General features: G+C 57.7%; 21 protein-coding genes. 8 read left to right on the forward strand and 13 right to left on the reverse strand.

Annotated features, from left to right (window positions below; genetic code table 11):
• Nucleotides 1–6 precede the first annotated feature (6 nt).
• Nucleotides 7–1662 carry an AMP-binding protein gene (locus IPP88_19075; protein ID MBL0124719.1) on the reverse strand — a complete coding sequence of 552 codons (1656 nt, stop codon included), beginning with the start codon at nt 1660–1662 and terminating at the stop codon, nt 7–9.
• 336 nt (nt 1663–1998) lie between these two features.
• Here IPP88_19075 and IPP88_19080 point away from each other — a divergent pair, with 336 nt between their 5' ends.
• On the forward strand, nt 1999–2562 hold the full coding sequence (locus tag IPP88_19080; GenBank protein ID MBL0124720.1) for a phasin family protein: 564 nt from the start codon (nt 1999–2001) through the stop codon (nt 2560–2562).
• A 236-nt stretch (nt 2563–2798) separates the two neighbouring features.
• Here the strand turns inward: IPP88_19080 and IPP88_19085 are convergent, their stop codons facing one another.
• Nucleotides 2799–3059: an acyl-CoA-binding protein gene (locus tag IPP88_19085; protein ID MBL0124721.1), complete on the reverse strand. Its 261-nt coding sequence runs from the start codon at nt 3057–3059 to the stop codon at nt 2799–2801.
• A 223-nt stretch (nt 3060–3282) separates the two neighbouring features.
• Here IPP88_19085 and IPP88_19090 point away from each other — a divergent pair, with 223 nt between their 5' ends.
• Both IPP88_19090 and IPP88_19095 read left to right on the forward strand, forming a co-directional pair.
• The gene (locus tag IPP88_19090; protein MBL0124722.1) at nt 3283–4830 is read left to right on the forward strand and encodes a wax ester/triacylglycerol synthase family O-acyltransferase; all 1548 of its coding nucleotides are present in this window, start codon (nt 3283–3285) and stop codon (nt 4828–4830) included.
• Between the two features lie 19 nt (nt 4831–4849).
• Nucleotides 4850–5512 (forward strand): oxidoreductase, encoded by a 663-nt coding sequence (locus IPP88_19095; GenBank protein ID MBL0124723.1) that lies wholly within the window; start codon nt 4850–4852, stop codon nt 5510–5512.
• 11 nt (nt 5513–5523) lie between these two features.
• Here the strand turns inward: IPP88_19095 and IPP88_19100 are convergent, their stop codons facing one another.
• The 8 genes from IPP88_19100 to IPP88_19135 all read right to left on the reverse strand — a co-directional run bounded on the left by IPP88_19100 (nt 5524) and on the right by IPP88_19135 (nt 11803).
• A complete protein-coding gene (locus IPP88_19100) occupies nt 5524–6375 on the reverse strand; it encodes an NAD(P)-dependent oxidoreductase (protein ID MBL0124724.1) in 852 nt (283 codons plus the stop codon).
• Nucleotides 6376–6388: 13 nt separating this feature from the next.
• Complete coding sequence (locus IPP88_19105) at nt 6389–6772, reverse strand: RidA family protein (GenBank protein ID MBL0124725.1); 384 nt, start codon at nt 6770–6772, stop codon at nt 6389–6391.
• Complete coding sequence (locus IPP88_19110) at nt 6769–7800, reverse strand: pyridoxal-phosphate dependent enzyme (protein ID MBL0124726.1); 1032 nt, start codon at nt 7798–7800, stop codon at nt 6769–6771. Before IPP88_19110 ends, IPP88_19105 begins: the two co-directional genes overlap by 4 nt.
• Nucleotides 7748–8509: a hypothetical protein gene (locus IPP88_19115; GenBank protein ID MBL0124727.1), complete on the reverse strand. Its 762-nt coding sequence runs from the start codon at nt 8507–8509 to the stop codon at nt 7748–7750. The genes IPP88_19110 and IPP88_19115 overlap by 53 nt, the downstream gene beginning before the upstream one ends.
• A gap of 16 nt (nt 8510–8525) precedes the next feature.
• Nucleotides 8526–9221 carry a TetR/AcrR family transcriptional regulator gene (locus IPP88_19120; GenBank protein ID MBL0124728.1) on the reverse strand — a complete coding sequence of 232 codons (696 nt, stop codon included), beginning with the start codon at nt 9219–9221 and terminating at the stop codon, nt 8526–8528.
• Nucleotides 9222–9307: 86 nt separating this feature from the next.
• Nucleotides 9308–9607 (reverse strand): 4Fe-4S binding protein, encoded by a 300-nt coding sequence (locus tag IPP88_19125; GenBank protein MBL0124729.1) that lies wholly within the window; start codon nt 9605–9607, stop codon nt 9308–9310.
• A 137-nt stretch (nt 9608–9744) separates the two neighbouring features.
• The gene (locus tag IPP88_19130; protein ID MBL0124730.1) at nt 9745–11010 is read right to left on the reverse strand and encodes a patatin-like phospholipase family protein; all 1266 of its coding nucleotides are present in this window, start codon (nt 11008–11010) and stop codon (nt 9745–9747) included.
• A gap of 223 nt (nt 11011–11233) precedes the next feature.
• Entirely contained in the window at nt 11234–11803 is a 570-nt protein-coding gene (locus IPP88_19135) for a phasin family protein (GenBank protein ID MBL0124731.1), read from the reverse strand.
• A gap of 283 nt (nt 11804–12086) precedes the next feature.
• Between IPP88_19135 and IPP88_19140 the strand changes: the two genes are divergently transcribed.
• Nucleotides 12087–14084, forward strand: coding sequence for an SDR family oxidoreductase (locus IPP88_19140; GenBank protein ID MBL0124732.1), 1998 nt, complete (start codon nt 12087–12089; stop codon nt 14082–14084).
• Between the two features lie 640 nt (nt 14085–14724).
• Nucleotides 14725–15192, forward strand: coding sequence for a peroxiredoxin (locus tag IPP88_19145; GenBank protein MBL0124733.1), 468 nt, complete (start codon nt 14725–14727; stop codon nt 15190–15192).
• 94 nt (nt 15193–15286) lie between these two features.
• Here the strand turns inward: IPP88_19145 and IPP88_19150 are convergent, their stop codons facing one another.
• The 3 genes from IPP88_19150 to IPP88_19160 are packed head-to-tail and all read right to left on the reverse strand — an operon-like array spanning nt 15287 to nt 17237.
• Nucleotides 15287–16222, reverse strand: coding sequence for an alpha/beta fold hydrolase (locus IPP88_19150; GenBank protein MBL0124734.1), 936 nt, complete (start codon nt 16220–16222; stop codon nt 15287–15289).
• Nucleotides 16204–16533, reverse strand: a complete 330-nt coding sequence (locus IPP88_19155; GenBank protein MBL0124735.1) for an AzlD domain-containing protein — start codon at nt 16531–16533, stop codon at nt 16204–16206. The genes IPP88_19150 and IPP88_19155 overlap by 19 nt, the downstream gene beginning before the upstream one ends.
• Nucleotides 16530–17237, reverse strand: coding sequence for an AzlC family ABC transporter permease (locus IPP88_19160; GenBank protein MBL0124736.1), 708 nt, complete (start codon nt 17235–17237; stop codon nt 16530–16532). The genes IPP88_19155 and IPP88_19160 overlap by 4 nt, the downstream gene beginning before the upstream one ends.
• Before the next feature lie 113 nt (nt 17238–17350).
• On the opposite strand from IPP88_19160, the gene IPP88_19165 reads away from it, so the two are divergent.
• The 3 genes from IPP88_19165 to IPP88_19175 are packed head-to-tail and all read left to right on the forward strand — an operon-like array spanning nt 17351 to nt 21388.
• Nucleotides 17351–19414, forward strand: coding sequence for a fused MFS/spermidine synthase (locus tag IPP88_19165; GenBank protein MBL0124737.1), 2064 nt, complete (start codon nt 17351–17353; stop codon nt 19412–19414).
• Nucleotides 19411–20685: a D-amino acid dehydrogenase gene (locus tag IPP88_19170; GenBank protein ID MBL0124738.1), complete on the forward strand. Its 1275-nt coding sequence runs from the start codon at nt 19411–19413 to the stop codon at nt 20683–20685. The genes IPP88_19165 and IPP88_19170 overlap by 4 nt, the downstream gene beginning before the upstream one ends.
• Nucleotides 20675–21388, forward strand: coding sequence for a hypothetical protein (locus tag IPP88_19175; GenBank protein ID MBL0124739.1), 714 nt, complete (start codon nt 20675–20677; stop codon nt 21386–21388). Before IPP88_19170 ends, IPP88_19175 begins: the two co-directional genes overlap by 11 nt.
• The last annotated feature ends 174 nt before the right edge of the window (nt 21389–21562 follow it).

A 21562-nucleotide genomic window follows, 5' to 3' on the forward strand; every position in this document is an offset into this window, starting at 1 on the left:
AACTGACTACGGCTTGACCGGCAGTTTTTTCACTTCACGCCGCAATACCTTGCCGACGTTCGTCTTCGGCAGTTCATCCCAGAATTCGATGATACGCGGCAGCTTGTAGCCGGTGAGGTTTGCCTTGCAGTGCACCATCACCTTTTCTTTGGTAAGCGCCGGATCTTTCTTCACGACAACCACCCTGACCACTTCGCCGGATTTCTCATCAGCAGCCGCGACCGCGCAAACTTCCAGCACGCCCGGACAAGAGGCAATTACATCTTCAATCTCATTGGGGTAAACGTTGAAACCTGATACCAGGATCATGTCTTTCTTGCGATCGACTATCTTGAAAAAGCCCTGTTCGTCCATGATGCCGATGTCACCACTCTTGAACGCACCATCCCTGGCCGTCACCTTCGCCGTTTCTTCCGGCCGTTGCCAATAGCCCAGCATTACCTGCGGCCCCTGTATGCAGATCTCGCCGGATTGACCGACCGGCAGGATGTTTTCATCATCGTCGCGGATGGTCATCACGGTGGACGAAATCGGCAGGCCGATGCAGCCATTGTAATTTTCCAACGTCATCGGATTGATGCAGGCTGCCGGAGAAGTCTCGGTCAGGCCGTAAGCCTCGATCAACGCCTTGCCGGTGACCGCCTTCCATTTCTCGGCGACCGCGCGTTGCACGGCCATGCCGCCGCCCAATGCCAGTTTTAATCCGCTGAAATCAATCTTGTCAAATCCCGGCGCATGCAAAAGCGAATTGAACAAAGTATTCACGCCCGTCAGGACATTCCAGTGCCGGGTTGAAAGCACCTTAATGAATCCGGCAATATCGCGCGGGTCCGGAATGAGCACGTTCTCGCACCCGTGCTTCATGAACACCAGACTCGAGCTCAGCGCAAAGATGTGATAAAGCGGAAGTGGTTGAATGACCACCTCTTTCCCATCCACCAACCGGCCACCGGTCCAGCTACCGACCTGTTCCATATTGGCGACCAGATTGCGGTGCGTAAGCATCGCCCCTTTTGAGACGCCGGTCGTACCGCCCGTGTATTGCAGAAAAGCGAGGTCCGTATTCACCATTGGGGGGGCTTTGAATGGCGCTGAACGGCCCGCCGCAAGTGCTGCTTTCAACGTAATCGAACCCGGCAGGTTCCATGCCGGTACCGCCTTCTTCTTGTACTTCACAACGTAGTTGACCACCATTGCTTTGGGGAACCCCAGCAGATCACCTGCCTGTGTCGTGATGACTTGTGCTATGCCCGTTTTGGCGACGATTTGCTCAAGTGTGTGCGCAACATTCTCGACGATGAGGATCGCTTTCGCGCCAGAATCGGTAAGCTGGTGCTCCAATTCTCGCGGGGTATAAAGCGGGTTGCAATTCACCACGGTGAGCCCGGCGCGCAAAATGCCAAACACTGCCACCGGATATTGCAGAATATTCGGCATCATCACCGCGACCCGGTCACCCTTCGCGAGCTTCAGCGTTCCCTGGAGGTAGCCGGCAAACGCCAACGCCAATTCATCAAGCTCCGCGTATGTGAGTGTTTTTCCCAGGCATGTAAACCCCGGCAGGTTCCGATATTTGCGGCACGCCTCATTGAAGACGTCGTTTATCGACCCGTAGCTATCCGGGTTGATGTCGGCCGGTACGCCTGCGGGATAGGATTTCAGCCAGATGCGTTCAACGGCGGAATCGACGATTGCGTTCAATACTTTCTCCTCAGGATTCAGCGCGTGAGTGCGAGCACTGTTGTTCTGCTTTCACCAATCTTAACGTACTGGCTCTAAAAGCTACAAACTGGTCGGTTAGTTAAATAGGTACGCTGAGCGGGAGAATCGCAACGTCGCGACCGTGCCGCTTCTAGTATGTTTACTCTAAAAGTTGCTCATATCATTTATCTCATATTCATGCAGGCACGGTAGGCTCAAAAGTAGATTTCACTTTGGGATCTAAAGCCTTAGCCACAGTTTCATACCAGCAAACCAATTCCGAAGGAGCTATTCATCATGGCAACAAAATTCAAGAAAACCACACGTTCCGCCAAGTCCGGCAACCCGGTTGGCGACCTTGCCGGTAAGCTCAGTGCGATGGCTTCCAATTTCGGCGATCAACCTTCCGCCAAACAAGTTTTGGATTCGGCCCAGCAAATCTGGCTCGCAGGACTAGGGGCTTTTTCCAAAGCGCAAGACGAAGGAAAGAAAGTTTTCGATACCTTGGTGAAGCAAGGTGAGCAGATCGAACAACGCACCCGCACGGTCGCGGAAGCCACCATAGAAACCGCAAGAGACCAGGCCAGCAAGACGCTGCAAATGGCCACCGGCAAGTTCGACAAGCTTGAACAGGTTTTTGAAAATCGTGTTCACAGCTCACTGAACCGCCTCGGTGTGCTGACCAGCAAAGATGTGGAAGCCCTGTCCAAACAGGTTGGCGAACTGTCTGAAGCGGTTCGTGCCCTGCTCGCGCAGGAAAAGCGTGGCGCCGCGCGTCCCGCTGCCAAGAAGGCGCCGGTTAAGGCTGCCGTCAAGAAAGTCGTTCGCAAGCCGGTCGCAAGCAAGGCCAAGCGCAAGTAAAGATCAGTTTGGCGTGCTCACCCGTTGAGGTGAGTGCGGAAGTCTCCTCCTCGTCCTGCTATCAGGACGATTCGCCCCGAAATCGCAAGGTTTCGGGGCTATTTTTTTGTGCATCTCTTGCATGCAGTTGGCAGGTATCGGCGCGGGAAGAAAATAGACAAACCCTAGCACCTGCGCGCCTTTCAGAGCATTTTAAGCTGCAACACCGCGCCAGTGCTAGGGTTTGATGTCGCCGTTCACTCTTTCATCACCCGATCGACCAGCTTGATATAGGCGGTCATCGCATCGTCCGCAGACATGCCCTTCAGCTTCGCGCAGGCATCGTACTTGGCGCGCCCGACGAAATCGGTGAAACCGGGCTTGTCGCCAGTGACATCTCCCTCGGTGGCTTGCTTGAAGTGCGCGTACAGCCGCAATTTCATGTCATTGCCCGGGTCGGACTTTGCCTTGGTGACGTCTTTTGTTGCTTTTTCAAATCGTTTTTTCAGGTCGGACATTGCGTTTCTCCTCCAGAGACTTGCGTAATAATGGGTTTCAGGGGCTTTCCATCAGGGAAAACAAAGGCTAAAGTAACTGTAACGGAATCGACTGTGGCCCGCAATTTACGGGCGATTTTCAATTCGCTGCACGCAGGAGGCACCTTTTCGACGGGACAGCGGAATTTCCAGGCGACGGGCGGCAACAAGTCACCCCAATCATAAAAAGCCCACTTGACAAAACATGGCCACGACCTCACGCATCCCTGGCATTCCCCTGCTCAACCGCGAACGCATGTCTGGCATCGACACCGCATGGTTGCGCATGGAACACCCGACCAATCTTATGATGATAGTCGGCATCATGGTGTTCAAGGAAAAACTTGATTTCAGGAAGTTGCAGACGACTCTTGAACAGCGTTTTCTCTCCTACCCCCGCTTTTCACAAAAGGCGGTGCAGGATCCCACTGGCGCGTGGTGGGAAGACGACAAGAAATTCGACATTCAGAATCATGTCAAGAAGGCCAAGCTTCCCGGACGCGCAGGCAAAAAGGAATTGCAGGAGTACGTAAGCCAGATGGCGAGCGCGGGTCTCGATTTCACCAAGCCACTGTGGCAATTTCATTTGATCGAGAACTATCAGGGCGGTTCAGCGCTGCTGACGCGCATTCATCATTGCTACGCCGACGGCATTGCGTTGATCAGCGTCATGCTGTCGATGACCGCGGATAGCGCGGACGCCAGCCTCACCAAGCCTAAGCCGAAAGAAAAGAACGGCAAAGGAAAGCATGCCGGCGAGGACATGGATTTCTGGACCAGCGTGACCAAGCCCGTGGCCAGTGTGTGGTCGGGCGCGATGAAGCTCACACGCGGCCTCGTCGAGCAAGGTCTTGAGATCGCGAAGGACCCGTCAACCATGCGCGAATTTGCGACCAAGGGCATAGAGCTCGCCGAGGAATTGCGCAAAATCGCGGTGATGGAGCCCGACTCCCCGACGCGCTTCAAGGGGATGCTCGGCCGCGGCAAGCGTGTGGCATGGTGCGATCCCCTCCCGCTGGGAGAAGTCAAGGTCATTGGCAAAGCCCTGCGCTGCTCGATCAACGATGTGGTGCTCGCCACCGCAGCAGGCGCCCTGCGCGACTATATGGTGTGCCGAGGTGACAAGACAGAGGGCGTTGAATTGCGGGCAGTGGTTCCTGTCAATTTGCGCCCGATCGAAAAGGCCGGTGACCTTGGCAACCAGTTCGGGCTGGTATTCGTGGATTTGCCCATCGGGATTGAAGATCCGCTCCAGCGCATGCTCAAGGTGCGCGAACGGATGAAGGACTTAAAGGGTTCGTCGCAGCCGATCGTCGCCTTTGTACTGCTTTCCGCAGTGGGCATGGGGCCGAAAATTCTGCAGGACCAGATCAGCGGACTCATCGGTCGCAATGCGACGGCCGTGATGACCAACGTGCCAGGACCGCAGAAGCCGCTCTTCTTCGCCGGACGCGAAATAGATGAAATCGATTTCTGGGTGCCGCAGTCTGGCGGCATCGGCATGGGGCTCTCGATTCTCACCTACAATGGCAAAGTCCAGTTCGGCCTGATTACCGACGCCGGGCTGGTTCCCGATCCGGAAAACGTCATCAACAAGTTCGGCGAGGAATTTGAAAAACTGGTGATGCAGACCTTGATGGGCCCGTACGGTCCAGAGTACGAAGTGGATCTTGAAAAGGCGTTCGGGGGCGAACCAGCGTCCGGCGGGGCCGGACAGAAGAAGACACTGAAGCGCCTGCGTAAAAAGCATTAGCCGGGAATCGGCAATTACCGTGAAATCCAAACGCACCGCGTTGCTGGCCGGTGCCACCGGCCTCACCGGTGGCCACCTGCTTTCGCTGCTGCTCGCCGATTCGCGCTACACACTCGTCCATGCACTGGTGCGCAAACCCGGCCTGCCTTCACATCCCCGGTTGCAGGAACATGCTTTCGACTACGATCATCCCGCAGCGCTTTCCACTTCCACCATGGACGATGTGTTCTGCTGCTTGGGCACCACGATCAAGAAGGCCGGGTCGCAGGCCGCGTTTCGCAAAGTCGATTTCGACTATGTCGTGAACCTGGCGCACCTTGCCCGGAAGTCAGGCGCGAAGCGTTTCCTGGTGATCAGTTCACTGGGCGCCAATGCGCACTCACCGGTTTTCTACAGCAGTGTAAAAGGCGAAATGGAAAATGCCGTGCGGGATATCGGTTTTGAAGAACTGCATATATTCCAGCCGTCGTTGTTGCTCGGCAATCGTCACGAGTCGCGACTGGCGGAACGTGCTGGAATTGCCGCGTCCGGCATCATTGCGCCATTCATGTTCGGACCGATGCGAAAATACCGTCCTGTTGAAGCGCAAACGGTTGCGGTCGCCATGTTGAAAGCCGCATGGGCCAATCGCCGCGGCAATCATGTTTATGCGTCCGACCGCATTGTCGAACTGGCGGATTAACCACTGGCAAGTTAAGCAGGCCCCGTTTCGTCCGGATCGAAGAGCGATTCAAAGTTGAACTGCGGCCGATAGCCGAGCATGCGCTCCGCCTTGTTGATCACATAGACGCGGTCGATACGCTTCGGTAACGACCAGCTTCTGTGCGCAAATGCCGCCGTGGACCAGGAATAGTGGCGTGCGATCACTCGATCGGCGGACGCAAATAGTTCTTCGCATTCATTGCGGCGAAAGACCGGCGCCGCCGAAATATTGAATATTTCAAATCCGCCAATATCGGACTCAAGTGCCAGCAAATGCGCTTTTGCAACATCGCGCGCGTCCACGCCACGGTACAAACGGTAAATCGCCATCAGTTCATCGGGTTCCGGAAAACATCGCGACATGCGCAGGCTAATGCATGGCAGTCCGGCGAGTGCAGCAGTGCGGCAAATCTGCTCCGCTGCCAGCTTGGTTTCATCGTAGATATCGCGGGCGACGGGCGAAAGCTCCTCGGTCACCCACACGGCATGATCCGCCGCAACCATGGCCGCGCCATAGAGGGATGTCGTACTGGTAAAGACGAAGCGGCCCACGCCGTATTTAAGTGCCGCATCGATGAGACATTTGGTGCCGCCAACGTTGGTTTCATGAAACGCAGCCTCTGGCCGCAAGCCAACATGAGGCGCATGCAATCCGGCTGTATGCACCACCGCATCAACCGTGGAGGTCAATGCGTCGACCAGTTGCCCATCGTTGATGCTGCCAAGCCGCGTCGTTTGCGGCCCGGCGACGATATCAAGCCCCACTACATCGTGGGTTTTCGCAATGCGCATCGCGATCACCGACCCGACACGCCCTGATGATCCAGTCACGAGAACCTTCATGACTGATTGTCGCCTATTCCGCGACGGCTGCAATCATGTCGATTTCAATCAGAAACCCGTTTCGGAATTTGCCGACGGGAACGATCGCGCGCGCCGGTTTGTGATCGCCAAAAAATGCGGCGTACTCGGCATTCACTTGCGCCCAGTAACTGATGTCGGACACATATAGCGTCGCGCGCAAAACCAGGTCTCGGCGCGAACCCGACGCGTGCAAGATCGCTTCTGCATTCATCAGCGCCTGACGGGTCTGCGCTTCGATGGTTGGCAGCGCGAAATCGCCGGGCTTTCCGGGCACGCGGGGCAACTGGCCCGACACGTAAACGATACCATTGTGAATGGCCGCGGGTGAATAGTGCCCTGATGGAGGTGGCGAACCTTCGCAGGAAACGAGCTTCATGATTGCCATGGCAGTTTGTCCAGGTCCACATTGCCGCCGGTAAGAATGATGCCGACGCGTTTGCCCTTCACGTCGAGATTGCCTTCGAGTATCGCGCCCAGCGGCGGGCAGCACGACGTCTCGCAAATGATTTTCAGCAATTCCCATGACATGCGCATGGCGCGAATCACATTTTCTTCGCTTGCTAACGCTATGCCATCGACATTGTGGCGAATGATCTCAAACGTCTTGTCGCCCAGCCCGGTACGCAGGCCGTCGCATATCGTATTCGGCACCGCATCGGTTACGCGCACGCCGCTCATGAATGAACGATAGCCGTCATCCGCCCCAGCGGGCTCGCCGCCGAATACGTTGATGCCCGGCTTGACGCCCTTCGACGCGATCGCGGTTCCCGAGAGCAGCCCGCCTCCGCCCAGCGGCGACATGACGATATCCAGATCAGGTATGTCTTCCAACAGTTCCAGCGCCGCCGTCCCCTGCCCGTTCATGACGCGATAATCGTTGAACGGGTGAATCAGTTCGAGATTCTGTTCGTCGATGAGTTTCTGCACGGCGGCTTCACGCGCCGCGACGTTCGGCTCGCAATAAACGATTTTTGCCCCGTACGCCTCGATGGCGAATTTCTTGGGCCGCGGAGCATTGTTCGGCACGACGATGGTCGCCTGAATGCCACGCAGGCCCGCGGCCCACGCCAGCGCCGCGCCGTGATTGCCCGACGAATGCGTCACCACACCACGGCGGGCGTCATCGTCATTCAGCGACATGACGGCGTTGCATGCGCCGCGCGCCTTGAACGCGCCGACCTTTTGCAGGTTTTCGCACTTGAAGAAAATTTCCGCGCCGAGTTTCTGGTTGAGGATGCTGCTCTTCAGCACTGGCGTGCGATGAATATACGGCTTGATGCGCGCGTGAGCGGCGCGGATGGTGTCAATGGTGAGTTCCTGCAAGTCAATTCCTCTTTTCAAGAAAGTGTTGTCAGTCTTCCAGCTCTTCCCGGGCCATGTCGATGTCCAGCACTTCCATGGCATCGCGGCCTTTCATCTTTACCACTTTTTCGTAGAGTTTGACGGCTTGGTCTTCTTCCTTGTCACCGAACAGCATCAGCAAGCCGTTGGCGTATTCGATATGCGTGATCGGCGCGGCGGGATTCAGCTTGATGGCCTTTTCAAAATGCTCCACCGCCAGTTCCTTGCTTGCACCATACGTGAGGCGACCGACCATTCCGCCAATCTTGTCGATGATTTCGGCATGATAGGCACCCAGCGCCGAGTGCGCTTCGGCATGCTTGGGGTCGAGTTTCAGCGTCGTTTCCAGCGCGGCTTTTATCTTGCCGCCATAGCCCTCCTTCAACGCTTTCACCACGGAGATGCTCTGACTGTAACGCCCGGCGGCGTACGCGTACTGGTAGTGCGCATTGGGGTTTTTCGGCTCCGACTTCATCAGCACCGTCGCCATCTTCATGGAATCCTGGTAAAGCGCGATCTTCGTTGCCTCTTTCTTCTCCAGAAAGTTGGCGTAAATCGACGTTGCCTTGATTTCGACCGTGTGCCCTTTACCTTCCTCGGCGGCCTCGGCAAAATTGCCGGCGTGATACTGCCGCCAGGCCTCCTGCAAGCCGGCTTCCTTTGGATACGGCTCGCCGTCACCCTTGTGCAAAGCCTCCCAGTGTTTTTTCAGCGCATCGCCCGCGTAAGTGATTGACTTCTGGTCGTGTGGAAATTTTCTCCATTTGGCCATGTTTTTCTCCTCTTGGTTAACCGGAATAATTTTCCATCAAATGCTGCAAATGCTCGCGCGCGCCACCCAGCAGAAAGGGACTCAGCAGCGACATCACCTGATAAACGCCCCGCGACAGATGCTGCTCGGGGTCCGGCTCGGCGGAGAACTTGCCGGCCGGTTTGGCGCGCAGGTGCTCGTAGTTAAGCCAGTATGTCGCGATCACCATGATATTTTCAGCCAGCGCGCGAATTTCATCTTCTGTCGCCTGCATGGCACTTGTCCCTACCAAAGCCTCGCACAGTTGCATCACGACGTCACGCTTGTGGCCGATGATGATATTGAAATGCGAGCGTAGTTTGGCATCGCGCATCACCAGATCGTCAAGATTGCGATACAGGAAACGATATTGCCAGATTCGCTCGAACATGAGGTGAAGGTACAGCCACATGTCCTCCAGTACATTCGCGGCGTCGCCGATTTCCCCCGGGCCGATATCAATGGCCTTCTCGAAATCAGCAAACAGATGGTGGATGATTTCATCCTTGTTGCGGAAGTGGTAATAGAGGTTACCCGGACTGATATTGAGCTCGTCGGCGATATGACCGGTGGTGACGTTGCCCTCGCCGTTGGCATTGAAAAGGTCGAGGCTGACGTTGAGGATGCGTTCGCGCGTGCGCGCGGAGCGCGAAGGCGGCTGCGATGCGATGGGTTCTGGGGTAACGCGGGACATGGCCCGTATGATACGACGGGACGGGGCGGACGATCGAGCCCGAAACGCGGTCTGATCAAGCAGAAGTGAAACGGGCGACTTGCAACTCAGCCGGTCGAAGGCGCCTTGGGCTGTATGCGAATGGCGTCCTGCGGGCACACTTTCGCGCACTCGCCACACTGCGTGCAACGGTCCGCATCAAAAACCGGCTTCGGCGCGGCGCCCAATTGCAGTTCAAATCGCAGCGCACCGGCGTCGCAGGAATCCCGGCAGCTCTCGCAGAACACGCCCATCGCCGCCAGGCAGCGTTCGGTCAATGCAACCCGTGGCGGGGGCATTTCGCTTCGCAGCAGAAACGCGCGGCGTGAAGCATTCGCCGGTGTATTGGCGGGGGGCTGGTCACTCACGCCTGGCTTGGCCTTTGGCAAATGAAGTCAACCCAACCCGCCACACTCAAGCACTGGCGCGCCGTTTCAGGCAGAAATGGCTGTAACGGCTCGCCAGTGCTTGAGTTTGTGAATTGCACTTGGCGGTAATGTGGCTGCTATGCGGCGCGGGTTCGCGCCACCCACTGCTCAAGATCGACGATGGCATCGGTAAGGTCAACGGTCGAATCGTGAAGCCGCTTGTCGCGCGACGGCTGACGCTGTTTGAATACGCGGCTGTCCAGCGTGCGCTTTTCATCCTTGAGCGAGTCGATATTCAGACTGATGCCAAATCGGGCCAGCACCGGTTCCAGTTCATAGCGACGCTTCAGCAAGTCGGCACGGGTGCGCTGGTAAGCATGCTCGCAAACCCGCTTGCGCGACGCATAGCTGAACAGGTTGGTGAAAAACATTTCCGGGTCGTCGGTGCCGGGCTCGAACAACACAATATTCGCAGTCTTGTATTTGCTCGCGTATTTTTCGAGGCCGGTGTGCATGCGCGAATGGATGATGGTGCGAAACGTTTGCGACAGAACGACCGGCAACCCGCCCTCAACCAGTTTTTCCATCTCCGCCTTGCCGCGCCGCTTGGCCGCGTCGCCATCGAAGGGCACCAGCGGATTGACGCCGATCACCAGTTCCGCGCCGTCTTCCAGCGCCAGCGATGCATGCAGGGTCTTCTTCAGCGCGCCATCGACGTAATAGTGTCCTTCAATTTCAACCGGCGGGAACAGCCCGGGAAGCGCTGATGACGCCTGCACCGCCTTGGCAATTGGCACATGATCGTAGCCGGGGCCGCCGAACGTCACCGCGCGACCCGTATCGAGATCGACGGCGACCGAATACAGCTTGCGTTTCAGTTGCCGGAAATCGTTGGTGCGCCCAGGTTGATTGAATGCCTCACCCAGGAAACGGGCGATGCCTTCATTGTCAAAAACGCCCGCGGGTATCGCACGGAAAAGCGGCGCGAAGGATTCCAGGGTGGTGCGGCGTATGGGGCTCGCGATGTACCGCATCAGGCCCAATACCGCGAGCCCGGGGACACTTTTCAGGCGCCGTCCATACTCGCGCCAAGCAGGCTTAAGAAACAGCTCCGGCTTCAGGGCGGCGTGGCCGACCGCGCGCAACTCGTTATCGATAAACATCCGGTAGATCTCGGTCGGCGTCAACCGGTTCGCCAGGGCCGCGGTGATGAAGCTACCGGCCGAGACGCCGACATATATATCCATTTCATTCACATCGAGGCCATCGAGCGCTTCATCGAGCGCCATCAGCACGCCAATTTCATACATCGCGCCGAGCGGCCCGCCGCCGGCCAGTGCCAGCGCGATTTTCGGTTTGGCGGAAACCGATTTGCGCGCGGCCGGCGTATTTGCCAAGGGCATGATCGTGCGTTGCTTAGATACCTTCTTGGATGACGATTTCAACGAGGGCTTGATCATTCGGGCCACGATGCCTCCGGGTATGCAAGTGGTGGTAAGAACATCGGCTTCGCCGTCTTTGCCGCGATCATGAAAAAATGGGGAACATCACAATGATATTCCCCATTCTATCGGACGTCTCGGTCACGACGTGTGACCTCTGTCAAACCTTGCTTCGAAATCCGCGTCAAACGCGAGCGCTGCGTTTGTTCAGCTGATTCAGCGCTTTCTGCAATTCCGCCATGCGCGCCTGGAGTTCACGCACATTCTGGCTGGAAGGGATGCCGAAGGTGTTCAGCGTACGCGCGACGCGCGATTCAAACACTTGTTCGAGACGGGTGATCCCTTCCATTGCGCTGGCCGCCGTGGTGTTGACGCTGCCCTTCATGTTTCTCTTCAAGGTCTTTTCCGATTTGGCGGCGAATGCTTTGACTTCCTTGGCAACGTCCCGCGCCTTGCCTTCGGCAACGGCTTGCACGTTGGACTGGATCTTCTTGCCTTCCCTCACGAAAATATTCGCTTTCCGGGTCAGCCCTTGCGCGGCCTCGGCGGTCAATTCGGAAAGTCGCTCGGTTTCGCGGGCGATCGCGCCATAGACCTTGACGGCTCTGCCCTGCATGCGCTCCGCGGCACCCAACCCGGCCAGCACGACTTTGTGGGCAACATTTGCAGTGGCCGCGGCGGGCTTGGCGGCAGACCTGACGGTACGCTTAATAGCAGCCGCAGCAGGCTTCTTGACGGTTTTCCTGGTGACCATGATGATTCTCCTGTCTGAAAGATTCGATACAATGAAAAAAAGCAATGCTTGATGATCAGTTTAGGAGTGGCAATTAGAGGATTCACACTAAACAAGTTCACCGCGAGATTGCCCCGTCGACGATTCCATGTCGCAGCGCAGCATCCATCCAACATCTGACCATCGCGTCAGAAAAGACGCCGGTCATGCGCCACACGCCACGAATTCGCAGTGTATGATTTCGCCAAAGCCCGATTGATCTCCCACGGGCTCCCATAAAAACATCCCTGGAGGAACACCCACCATGACCTACTTCGTCACTGGCGCCACCGGTTTTATCGGAAAATTCCTGGTCAAGAACCTGTTGCGGCGCGAGGGCACGATTTACGTGCTGGTACGCAAGAACTCCCTGAAAAAACTCGAAGCACTTTATCCGTGGTGGGGACTCGATGAAAAACAGAAACGCGTGGTGCCCATCGTCGGTGATCTGGCCAAGCCCAAGCTCGGTGTCGCCGCAACCGATCTCACCAAGCTCAGGGGCAAAGTCGCTCATCTGTTCCATCTCGCAGCGGTTTACGATCTCGCCGCCGATGCCGCCAGCCAGCAACTCGCCAATATCGATGGCACCCGCAACGCGGTCGAATTCGCCGAAGCGGTCAAGGTCGGCTGTTTTCATCACACCAGTTCGATTGCCGCTGCCGGACTCTACGACGGCACTTTCCGCGAGGACATGTTCGAGGAGGCCGAGGAACTCGATCACCCCTACTTCCGCACCAAGCACGATTCAGAAGCCATTGTCCGCAACGAATGCAAAACCCCGTGGCGCGTGTATCGCCCCGGTATGGTGGTCGGCCACTCGCAGACCGGCGAGATCGACAAGATCGATGGCCCCTATTATTTTTTCAAGCTCATCCAGAAAATGCGCAATGCGCTGCCGAGCTGGGTGCCGACCATCGGCATCGAGGGTGGCCGTATCAACGTCATTCCCGTCGACTACGTGGTCGACGCGATGGATTACATCGCGCACAAAAAGGGACTCGATGGCGGATGCTTTCACCTGACCGATCCGGAACCGATGCGCATCGGCGAAATCCTCAACATGTTTGCCAAGGCCGCGCATGCACCGCAAATGACCATGCGGGTCAATTCCAAGATGTTCAGCTTCATTCCCAGCTACGTGCTGCAGGGAATGATGTCGGTCGCGCCGGTGCGCCGCGCACGCAACCAGATCCTCAATGACCTGGGCATTCCGAAAGATGTCTTCACGTTCATCAATTACCCGACCAAGTTCGACAATCGCGACACCGTCAAGGCACTGAAAGGCTCCGGCATCGCGGTGCCAAAACTGCAAAATTATGCGTGGCGTTTGTGGGATTACTGGGAACGCCATCTGGACCCGGACCTGTTCATCGATCGTTCGCTCGAAGGCAAGATCAAGGGCAAGGTCGTCGTCGTCACCGGCGGCACGTCGGGCATTGGTGAAGCCACGGCCATCAAACTGGCCGGCGCGGGCGCCAAGGTAGCAATCGTCGCGCGCGATCCGGAAAAGGCACAAATCACCCTCGCCAAAATCAAGGAAGCCGGTGGACATGCGAAGTTCTATTCCTGCGATCTTTCCGACCTCGCCAGTTGCGACAAGCTGGTCGCGAGCGTCTTGAAGGACTTCGGCACCTGTCATTACCTCGTCAATAACGCCGGCCGCTCGATCCGCCGCGGCATCGCCAACAGCTTCGATCGTTTCCACGATTTCGAACGCACCATGTCACTCAACTATTTCGGCTCGCTCCGGCTCATCATGGGGTTCCTGCCGGCGATGATGAAGCAGGACGCCGGACACATTATCAACATCTCGTCGATCGGCGTGCTCACCAAGGCGCCGCGATTCTCCGCCTACGTCGCCTCGAAGGCCGCGCTGGATGCGTTCTCCGGCTGTGCGGCATCCGAGTTCGTCGACAACCACATCAGCTTCACCACCATCAACATGCCGCTGGTGCGCACGCCGATGATCGCGCCGACCAAGATGTACAACAGCGTGCCGACACTGTCGCCCGAACAGGCGGCCGACCTGGTCGTAGAAGCGATCGTCTACAAGCCTGTGCGCATCGCCACCCGCCTCGGCATCGCGGGCGCGGTGCTGCACGCCATATCACCGAAGATTACGCAGATCATCCTCAACGCCGCCTTCCGCATGTTCCCGGACTCGTCCGCCGCGCAAGCCAAGAAGGGTGAGGTCGCGAAGGAAGTCGAGATGACGCCGGAGGCGATGGCGTTTGCGCAGATTACGCAAGGGATACATTGGTAACGACGCGAGGCCTAAGAGGAGGGGCCCCGCTCGCGGGGATCCGATAGGCCGAGTCGGCGTAGGCGCGCAACAGGAAGATATGCAAACTGGGACAATCGCTATGGCAGCGCGCAATTCTCACGCCCGAGGCCACCAAAGCGGCGCGCAGGCTGCGATGCGTGCTCGCCTTCAATCCTCACATACGAAAAAGTATGCTCCGGTTGAAGGCTCCGCCGCGCCTTGCCTGCGTCCGATGTCGTGACTTCTGGCTCCATCGGGAACTCTATTTATGCCTGATAGGCCGTCGCCAGCACAAAGGAATGCCATGGCAACCTGGAAACAACTCAGCAGTCAGCCGAATTGGTGATTCGAATACATCGGTGGGTGGCGCTTGCAGTAGCAATGCTTGCTCTCGGTGTTGCGGCGGTAGTCGCTTTCTTTGCCCCAGATTCGTACTTATTTCATGGCGGTGGGCGAGTAGCGGTACGCGCTGCTAGGCATCAAGACTTTATTGGGGATTTTGTAGCCGAAGATTGCCGCCTTCCTGGCCCTTATCGGGATCTTAGCGCATGTTGCGGCCGCGCAAGTCACAGGACGAGGCATCCGAAATTTTCAGGCACCCCACCTGAGATTGCCCAGCACAACTCAACCTGGATTGACCATGTCAAAACTCAAACCAGGCGACCCCGCCCCCGACTTCAGCGGCAAACTCACCGACGGCACCACCGTGAGCCTCAAGAACTATCGCGGCAAGAAACTCGTCATGTATTTCTATCCGATGGACGACACGCCCGGCTGCACCGCACAGGCATGTTCGCTGCGCGACGCGAACAAGGAGATCGCCAAGAAAGGCGCCGCCATTCTCGGCGTCTCGACGCAGGATTCCGCGTCGCACCAGAAATTCACCGATAAATACAAACTCAATTTTCCGCTGCTGGCCGATACCGACAAATCCGTCGGCAAGGCTTACGGCACCCTCGGCGGCGGTGGCTTGCTGTCGGCGGCGAAGGCCATCGTCGGCATGGCCGATCGGGTGACGTTTATCATCGATGATAAGGGCAAGATCACGCACATCATCGATTCCGTCGATACACGAAACCATGCAGAGGAAGTACTGGCGTTGTTGTAGAAACGCCATCACACAAAGGTAAAACACAAGCACTGTAGCGCCTCACAGGCCATAAACGCCCTGAAATCCCCGCCCGTGCTAGAGTTTCCGCGCTTTATGCTGGGAAAGTGTGTTTCCTGATCGCCGTAATCACCCGATTCGCGACCGGCTCCGAAAACAGCAAACCGACATGCCCGACTGCCGATACCGGCACGCACTCGGCCCATTCCAGCACGGCGGATTCGGGCGGATACACGAGGTCGTCATTCACGGTGTAGATCGACAGGGTCGGTATATCCGGCGGGTCGGCGGCTTCCATATCGGCCAGCATCGCCAGCCACGGGCCTTGATATTTCATCTGCCGCGCGCACGCGAACATTCCGACGCCCGCCAACTGTGTCCCGTGATGGGGCGCCCCGAGCGTAATGAACCGGCCAATTCGTGTTGACCCGTTTTGCGCCATGTACGCACGGGTGATGAGGCTGCCCATGCTGTGTGCAACCACGACAAGTTTCTCCTGACGGGTTGCGCGCAGGATTTCATTGATGCGCGCCTCAAGCTTTGGAACCATCGCATCGATCGATCCGGTCAGCGGTTCCAGCGTCACCGTGTAGACAGGCCCAATATTCGCGGCAACCAGCCGCTGCCGGAATCGTATCCACATCCCGCGATTGGAAAAGAAGCCGTGCACCAGCAGGATCGGCACGCCGGTCTTACTGCCAACCGGGTCGCGCCCGAGCGCCCAATCCGGAAACGCCTGGCTCCAGTTGAAGCTGATTGCGCGCGCCTTCAATTCGCTCGCCAACGCAGCGAGACTATTCCCCAGCGGCAGTGGGCGGTTATCGCGCCAGCGCAATAGCGCCGCGACCAGATAGCTCAGCAGGGCATGAGACAACCGCCAAAGCATGGCGATAAGCAGGATGAGGGCGCCGATCTGCAATGGCGACGACCCGAGGGCGGCCATGTGTCTGCCGAGCCAGACATAAAGCAGGAACTCAATCAGCAACAGTGTCAGGATCAGCGACTGCAACATCAGAGCGGCCCCCACCATTTCAACAGCCACAACACCAGCATCCCGATAGCGAGCGTGCCAAATATGCTCCGGGTCTTGAGCGCAAATGCCGTGGCGATCAATGCTGCAACAATGCGATACACATTCAGCCACTCACCCGGCGGCGCGTCGCGGAACAGCACGTCCGGCGCAATCAGCGCGGGCAGTACGGCGGCAGCAACATATTTCAGACTCTGCAGCAGCCAGCCGGGCACCTTGGCATCGGGCGGCAGCACAATGAACGACGCGCGAACACCGAGCGTCACCACGCCCGCGCAAACGACGGTCAACCAGCCGTTCCAGTCGATCATGCGCGCCCCCCGCCACGATCCGATGCAAATCGTTCGAAGAGCATGCCGACCATCACACCGGTCACGGCGCCCGCAATCAGGCCAAGCCGCAATGGCAGGGCTGCGCAAAACGCGGCGGCGGTTGCAGCTGCAATGGCCGCGGCCCAATGGCTTCGCGACAACAGGGCAGGCAATACCAGCGAGAGAAATACCAGCGGAATCGCAAAATCCAGCGACCATTTTGCCGGCACCTGTGCGCCGGCAAAAATACCGATTGCCACGCTGATCTGCCATACCCACCACATGGTTGAGGTCGCACCGAAGTAGTAGGCATCAAGTTGCTGCGGTGGCCGCTGCTTGTCGAACTTGGTGGTAATCAGCGCGAATGCATGATCGGTCAGCAGATACGAAAACAGCCACTTGCGTGCCAGGGGCGTATGCCGAAAATAAGGCGCCATCGCCGCGCTATACATCATCATGCGCAAATTCACGATCAATACCGTCAGCACGACGAGGCCGCCCGGCGCGTGCTGGGCCATCAGCGAAATAGCCGCGAGTTGCGATGCACCGGCAAACACAATAATCGACATGCCCAGTGCCAGCCATGGATCGACGCCCGCGGCGGAAGCGGCGGCGCCGGTGATCAGCCCAAAAGGCATGTTGCCGATAATGCCGGGGGACTGGTCGCGAAGACCGGCGATGAATGCCGAGCGGGTTGTGTTCATGGCGGGAAATTGATGGTCGGAGAATCCCCGAACCAGGAGAACGGCAGGAGTCATAACGATTTTACCTGCTGCCCGTTGTCACCGGTGGCTGAAAATTCCCGCGTCATGCGAAAATGGCGCCCATGCTCCTCTACGCCCTCACGATTTTTGTTTCCGCATTCCTGTTGTTTCTCATTCAGCCAGTCATTGCCAAACAGATTCTGCCGTGGTTCGGTGGCTCGGCAGCGGTGTGGACAACATGTCTCGTGTTCTTCCAGTGCGCGCTGCTGGCCGGATACTTCTATTCCGACCTGACCACGCGCAAACTTAGTGCCAGGCGCCAGGCAATCCTGCACGTTGCGTTGATTGCGATCGCATTATTACTGCTGCCAATCATCCCGGATGCCGCCTGGAAGCCACAGGGCGATGAACAGCCAAGCATTCGCATCCTGCTATTGTTGGCCGCAACAATCGGTCTGCCCTACTTCCTGCTCGCAACCACGAGCCCGCTGGTGCAGGCGTGGTTTTCCCGCAGCTACCCGGATGCCAGCCCGTACCGGCTATTTGCACTCTCCAACCTGGCGTCGATGCTTGCGCTGATCGGCTATCCGTTCCTGTTCGAACCGTGGATAAGCACCCGTCAGCAGGCAGTCGGCTGGTCGGCGGGATTCGGATTGTTTGCGGCGCTGATTGCGGCATCTGCCTGGTTTGGATTGCGATCGACTTCAGAAGCGATCGCCGCCGATGCGACGGACATTCCGGTGCCGGAGGCGATCGCCATTCCCCCAGCCCCCGCCATCAAACAGAAGTTAATGTGGATTCTGTTGTCAGCACTGGGCTCCATCCTGCTGCTGGCCGTCTCCAATCACCTCACGCAAAATATCTCTTCCATTCCGCTCCTCTGGCTGGCGCCGCTGGTGTTGTATCTGATCACATTCATCCTCTGTTTCGACGCAAAAGTGGGGGAAGCGGGTTGGTACCAGCGGAAACTGTTCGTGCCGCTTCTGGCAGTCGCCATTGTCGCCATGGCATGGACGCTGGCGGACAAGGACATGCACTTCAAGCTTTATTGGCAGATCGGTTTGTTCCTGACGGGCCTTTTCGTCGCCTGCATGTTCTGTCATGGCGAACTGGTGGCGCGCAAGCCGCATCCTGCCTATCTCACCACGTTCTATCTGATGGTGTCGGTCGGTGGCGCGCTTGGCTCGATGCTGGTGGGCGTGGTCGCGCCGCTCACGTTGCCTGCTTACTTCGAACTTGAAATTGCAATTGTGTTGCTGGCGGCGCTGGCAACGGCGACACTCTGGAAACGCTTTCACATCGGCTTTGTTGGCATCGGCGCGATGGTTTGCGTGTTTACGATTTTGGCGGCGATCTACACGGTGAAGGAGTTCCGCGAAGATGTGGTGCTGATGACGCGCAATTTTTACGGCACGCTGCGGGTGAAGGAATACACGCCGGCGGACCGCGAGAACCACAAACGCTCGTTGGTACACGGTGCGATATTGCACGGCGAACAGTACCTGTACCCACCCTACAACCGGGCGGCGACCACCTATTACAAGGCGAAGTCCGGCGTCGGCCGCATCTTGCTGCTGATGGAGCGACGCAATCCCGATGCGCCGCGCAAGGTCGGCGTGATCGGCCTCGGAACCGGTACCATCGCCGCGTACGGCAACAAGGTCGACACCGTCCGCTTCTACGACATCAATCCGCAAGTCGTGACCATCGCCAATCGCGAATTCACCTACCTTAAGGATACCCCTGCAAAGGTCGAGATTTCGTTGGGAGATGCCCGCCTCAATCTCGAACGTGAACCCGCGCAAAATTTTGACGTGCTGGCGATTGACGCCTTTTCGGGCGACTCCATTCCGGTGCATCTCATCACGCTCGAGGCGCTGGACATTTACCGGAAGCACATGAAACCCGACGGTGTGATTGCGTTTCACGTCTCCAACCGTTTTCTCGACCTGAAACCGGTGGTGCAGATGATCGCGGAAGAGCGCGGCCTCAAAGTGGCGTGGGTGCGCGACACCTATGAGGATGGCTCCACCACGAGCGACTGGGTGCTGCTGGCGAAAACCAACACCCTGCTGATGAACCCGGCGATTCTCGACGCGACCTATATCATCCCGCCCGAACCGGGCTGGAAATTGTGGACCGATGACTTCAACAACATTGTTCAAGTGATGCGATGAGTCACGTCGTTGTCCTCGGGGCGGGCATCATTGGTATCACGACCGCCTATTACCTGAACAAGGCCGGGCATCAGGTTACGGTCATCGAACGCAATCCGCACGCGGGGCTCGAAACCAGCTACGCCAATGGCGGACAACTTTCTTACAGCTACGTCGCACCGCTTGCCGGTCCCGGTGTCATTCCGAAAATTCCTCCATGGCTGCTGCGCGCGGATTCACCGCTGCGGTTCTACCCCAAGTTTGATATTGACCAATGGCGCTGGCTGTTTGCCTTTCTCAATGCCTGCAATCGACCGCAGGCAGAAATCTCTACCGTTCATTTGCTTCGCCTCGCCTATTACAGCCAGCAACTGATTCACGAAATCGTTGCCAGCGAGCCGGTCGCGTTCGATTACAGGCGTAACGGCAAACTCGTCATTTTCTCTGACCAGGAGTCGTTCGACGGCGCCAAACGCACGCTTGATTTCCAGCGCGCGTTCGGCAGCGAACAGAATGCGCTCGATGGAAACGGATGCCTGGCCCTGGAACCAGCATTGGAGAACATCCGACACCGCGTGGTCGGCGGTATCCATACGCCGTCCGAAGACGCCGGTGACTGCCACGACTTCTGCGTCGGCATGGAAACGTTATTGTCCAGCCGGGGCGTAGTCTTCCGTACATCGGAAACCGTGCAGCGCCTGGCAACGGAAACATCAGGTGGCCAGCGCCAAATCACGGCCGTGCACACCGACAAAGGTGATCTCGCGGCCGACGCATTTGTGATGGCGATGGGCGCAGCCAATGCCTGGCACGCAAAGGCGCTGGGGTTCTACCTGCCGATCTATCCCCTGAAAGGCTACAGCCTGACGCTGGACACGGGCACGGCAAAGAACGCGGCGAACTCGCCACGCATCAGCGTCACCGACAGCGCCTACAAAGTGGTCTATGCGCTGCTCGGCCGTGAATTGCGAATCGCCGGCATGGCCGACATTGCCGGCTATGACACCACACTCGACGCCGTGCGAGTCGGCTTGCTCGTCAAACATGCCCGGTCGGTGTTTCCCGATGCCGGGGACTACTCAGCCGATCTCAAACCATGGTGCGGCCTGCGCCCGGCTACGCCCAAAGGTACGCCACTAGTCGGCACCTCGCCGATCGCAAACCTCTACCTCAATGCCGGACACGGCGCGCTCGGCTGGACGCTTGCGTGCGGTTGCGCGAAGGTCGTGAGCGACATGATCTCCGGAAGCGCCCCTGGCATCGCGCTTGAAGGATTGACGCTTGCGCACTGACTCGCCGATGCACCTGCGTATCTGGCGCCACGCGCCGTTTACGGTTCCGCTCAACATCATCGCCGTCATCAGTGGCGGCCTTGCGCTGGATTCTGCATTTGGTTGGCCTGGACAAATTGTCGCCATCGCATGGACTTTCACAGTGTTCTTGTGGCTATACCGGAAAGGTGGCAGTGAAGAAAAGCGCGTGCTAATCGTCTGCACGATCATCGCCGGCACCGGTGAACTCATCCTGTCGCTGGTTTGGGGACTCTATGACTATCAGTTCCACAACGTTCCGCTATTTGTGCCGCCAGGACATGCGCTGCTCATGACGCTGGGCCTGGTATACGCGCGCCGACTGCCCATCGCAGGCATGTGGATGATTTCTATTGCGGCGCTGGCTTGGGCGATATACGCGTGGACAGGCGGATTTGATCGCTTCGGCGTGGTGCTGTTCGGCATTTACGCATTCTGCATGTTGACCAGCGGCGCGAAATCACTCTACGCGACGATGTTTGTCGCCGCACTGGTGATGGAACTCTACGGCACCGCGCTCGGCAACTGGGCGTGGCGGCCGGTGGCGCCGTGGGTGCAACTGACGTCCGCCAATCCACCATTTTCCGCGGGGGCGTTTTATTGCATGCTGGATTTACTGGTGCTGGGGGCGATGCGGGTGTTGGGAAAATGGTTGGGGGATGTACAAGTGGCGGCAGAAAGCTGAGGGAAGTTTTCCCGAGCGCATTGTGTTGACACTCAAGCACTGGCGCGGGCTCTGACGGGCAAATGGCTGGCGAGGCGCGCCAGTGCTAGGCTTTCTGTTGCCATCTTGGCGTAAAGACGGGAATCCAAGTCTCACAATGAGCTGCCGAAATCATTCTTCTGCGCGTTGATGCAA

This window comes from Betaproteobacteria bacterium (assembly GCA_016720925.1).
GTDB lineage: Bacteria > Pseudomonadota > Gammaproteobacteria > Burkholderiales > Usitatibacteraceae > UKL13-2.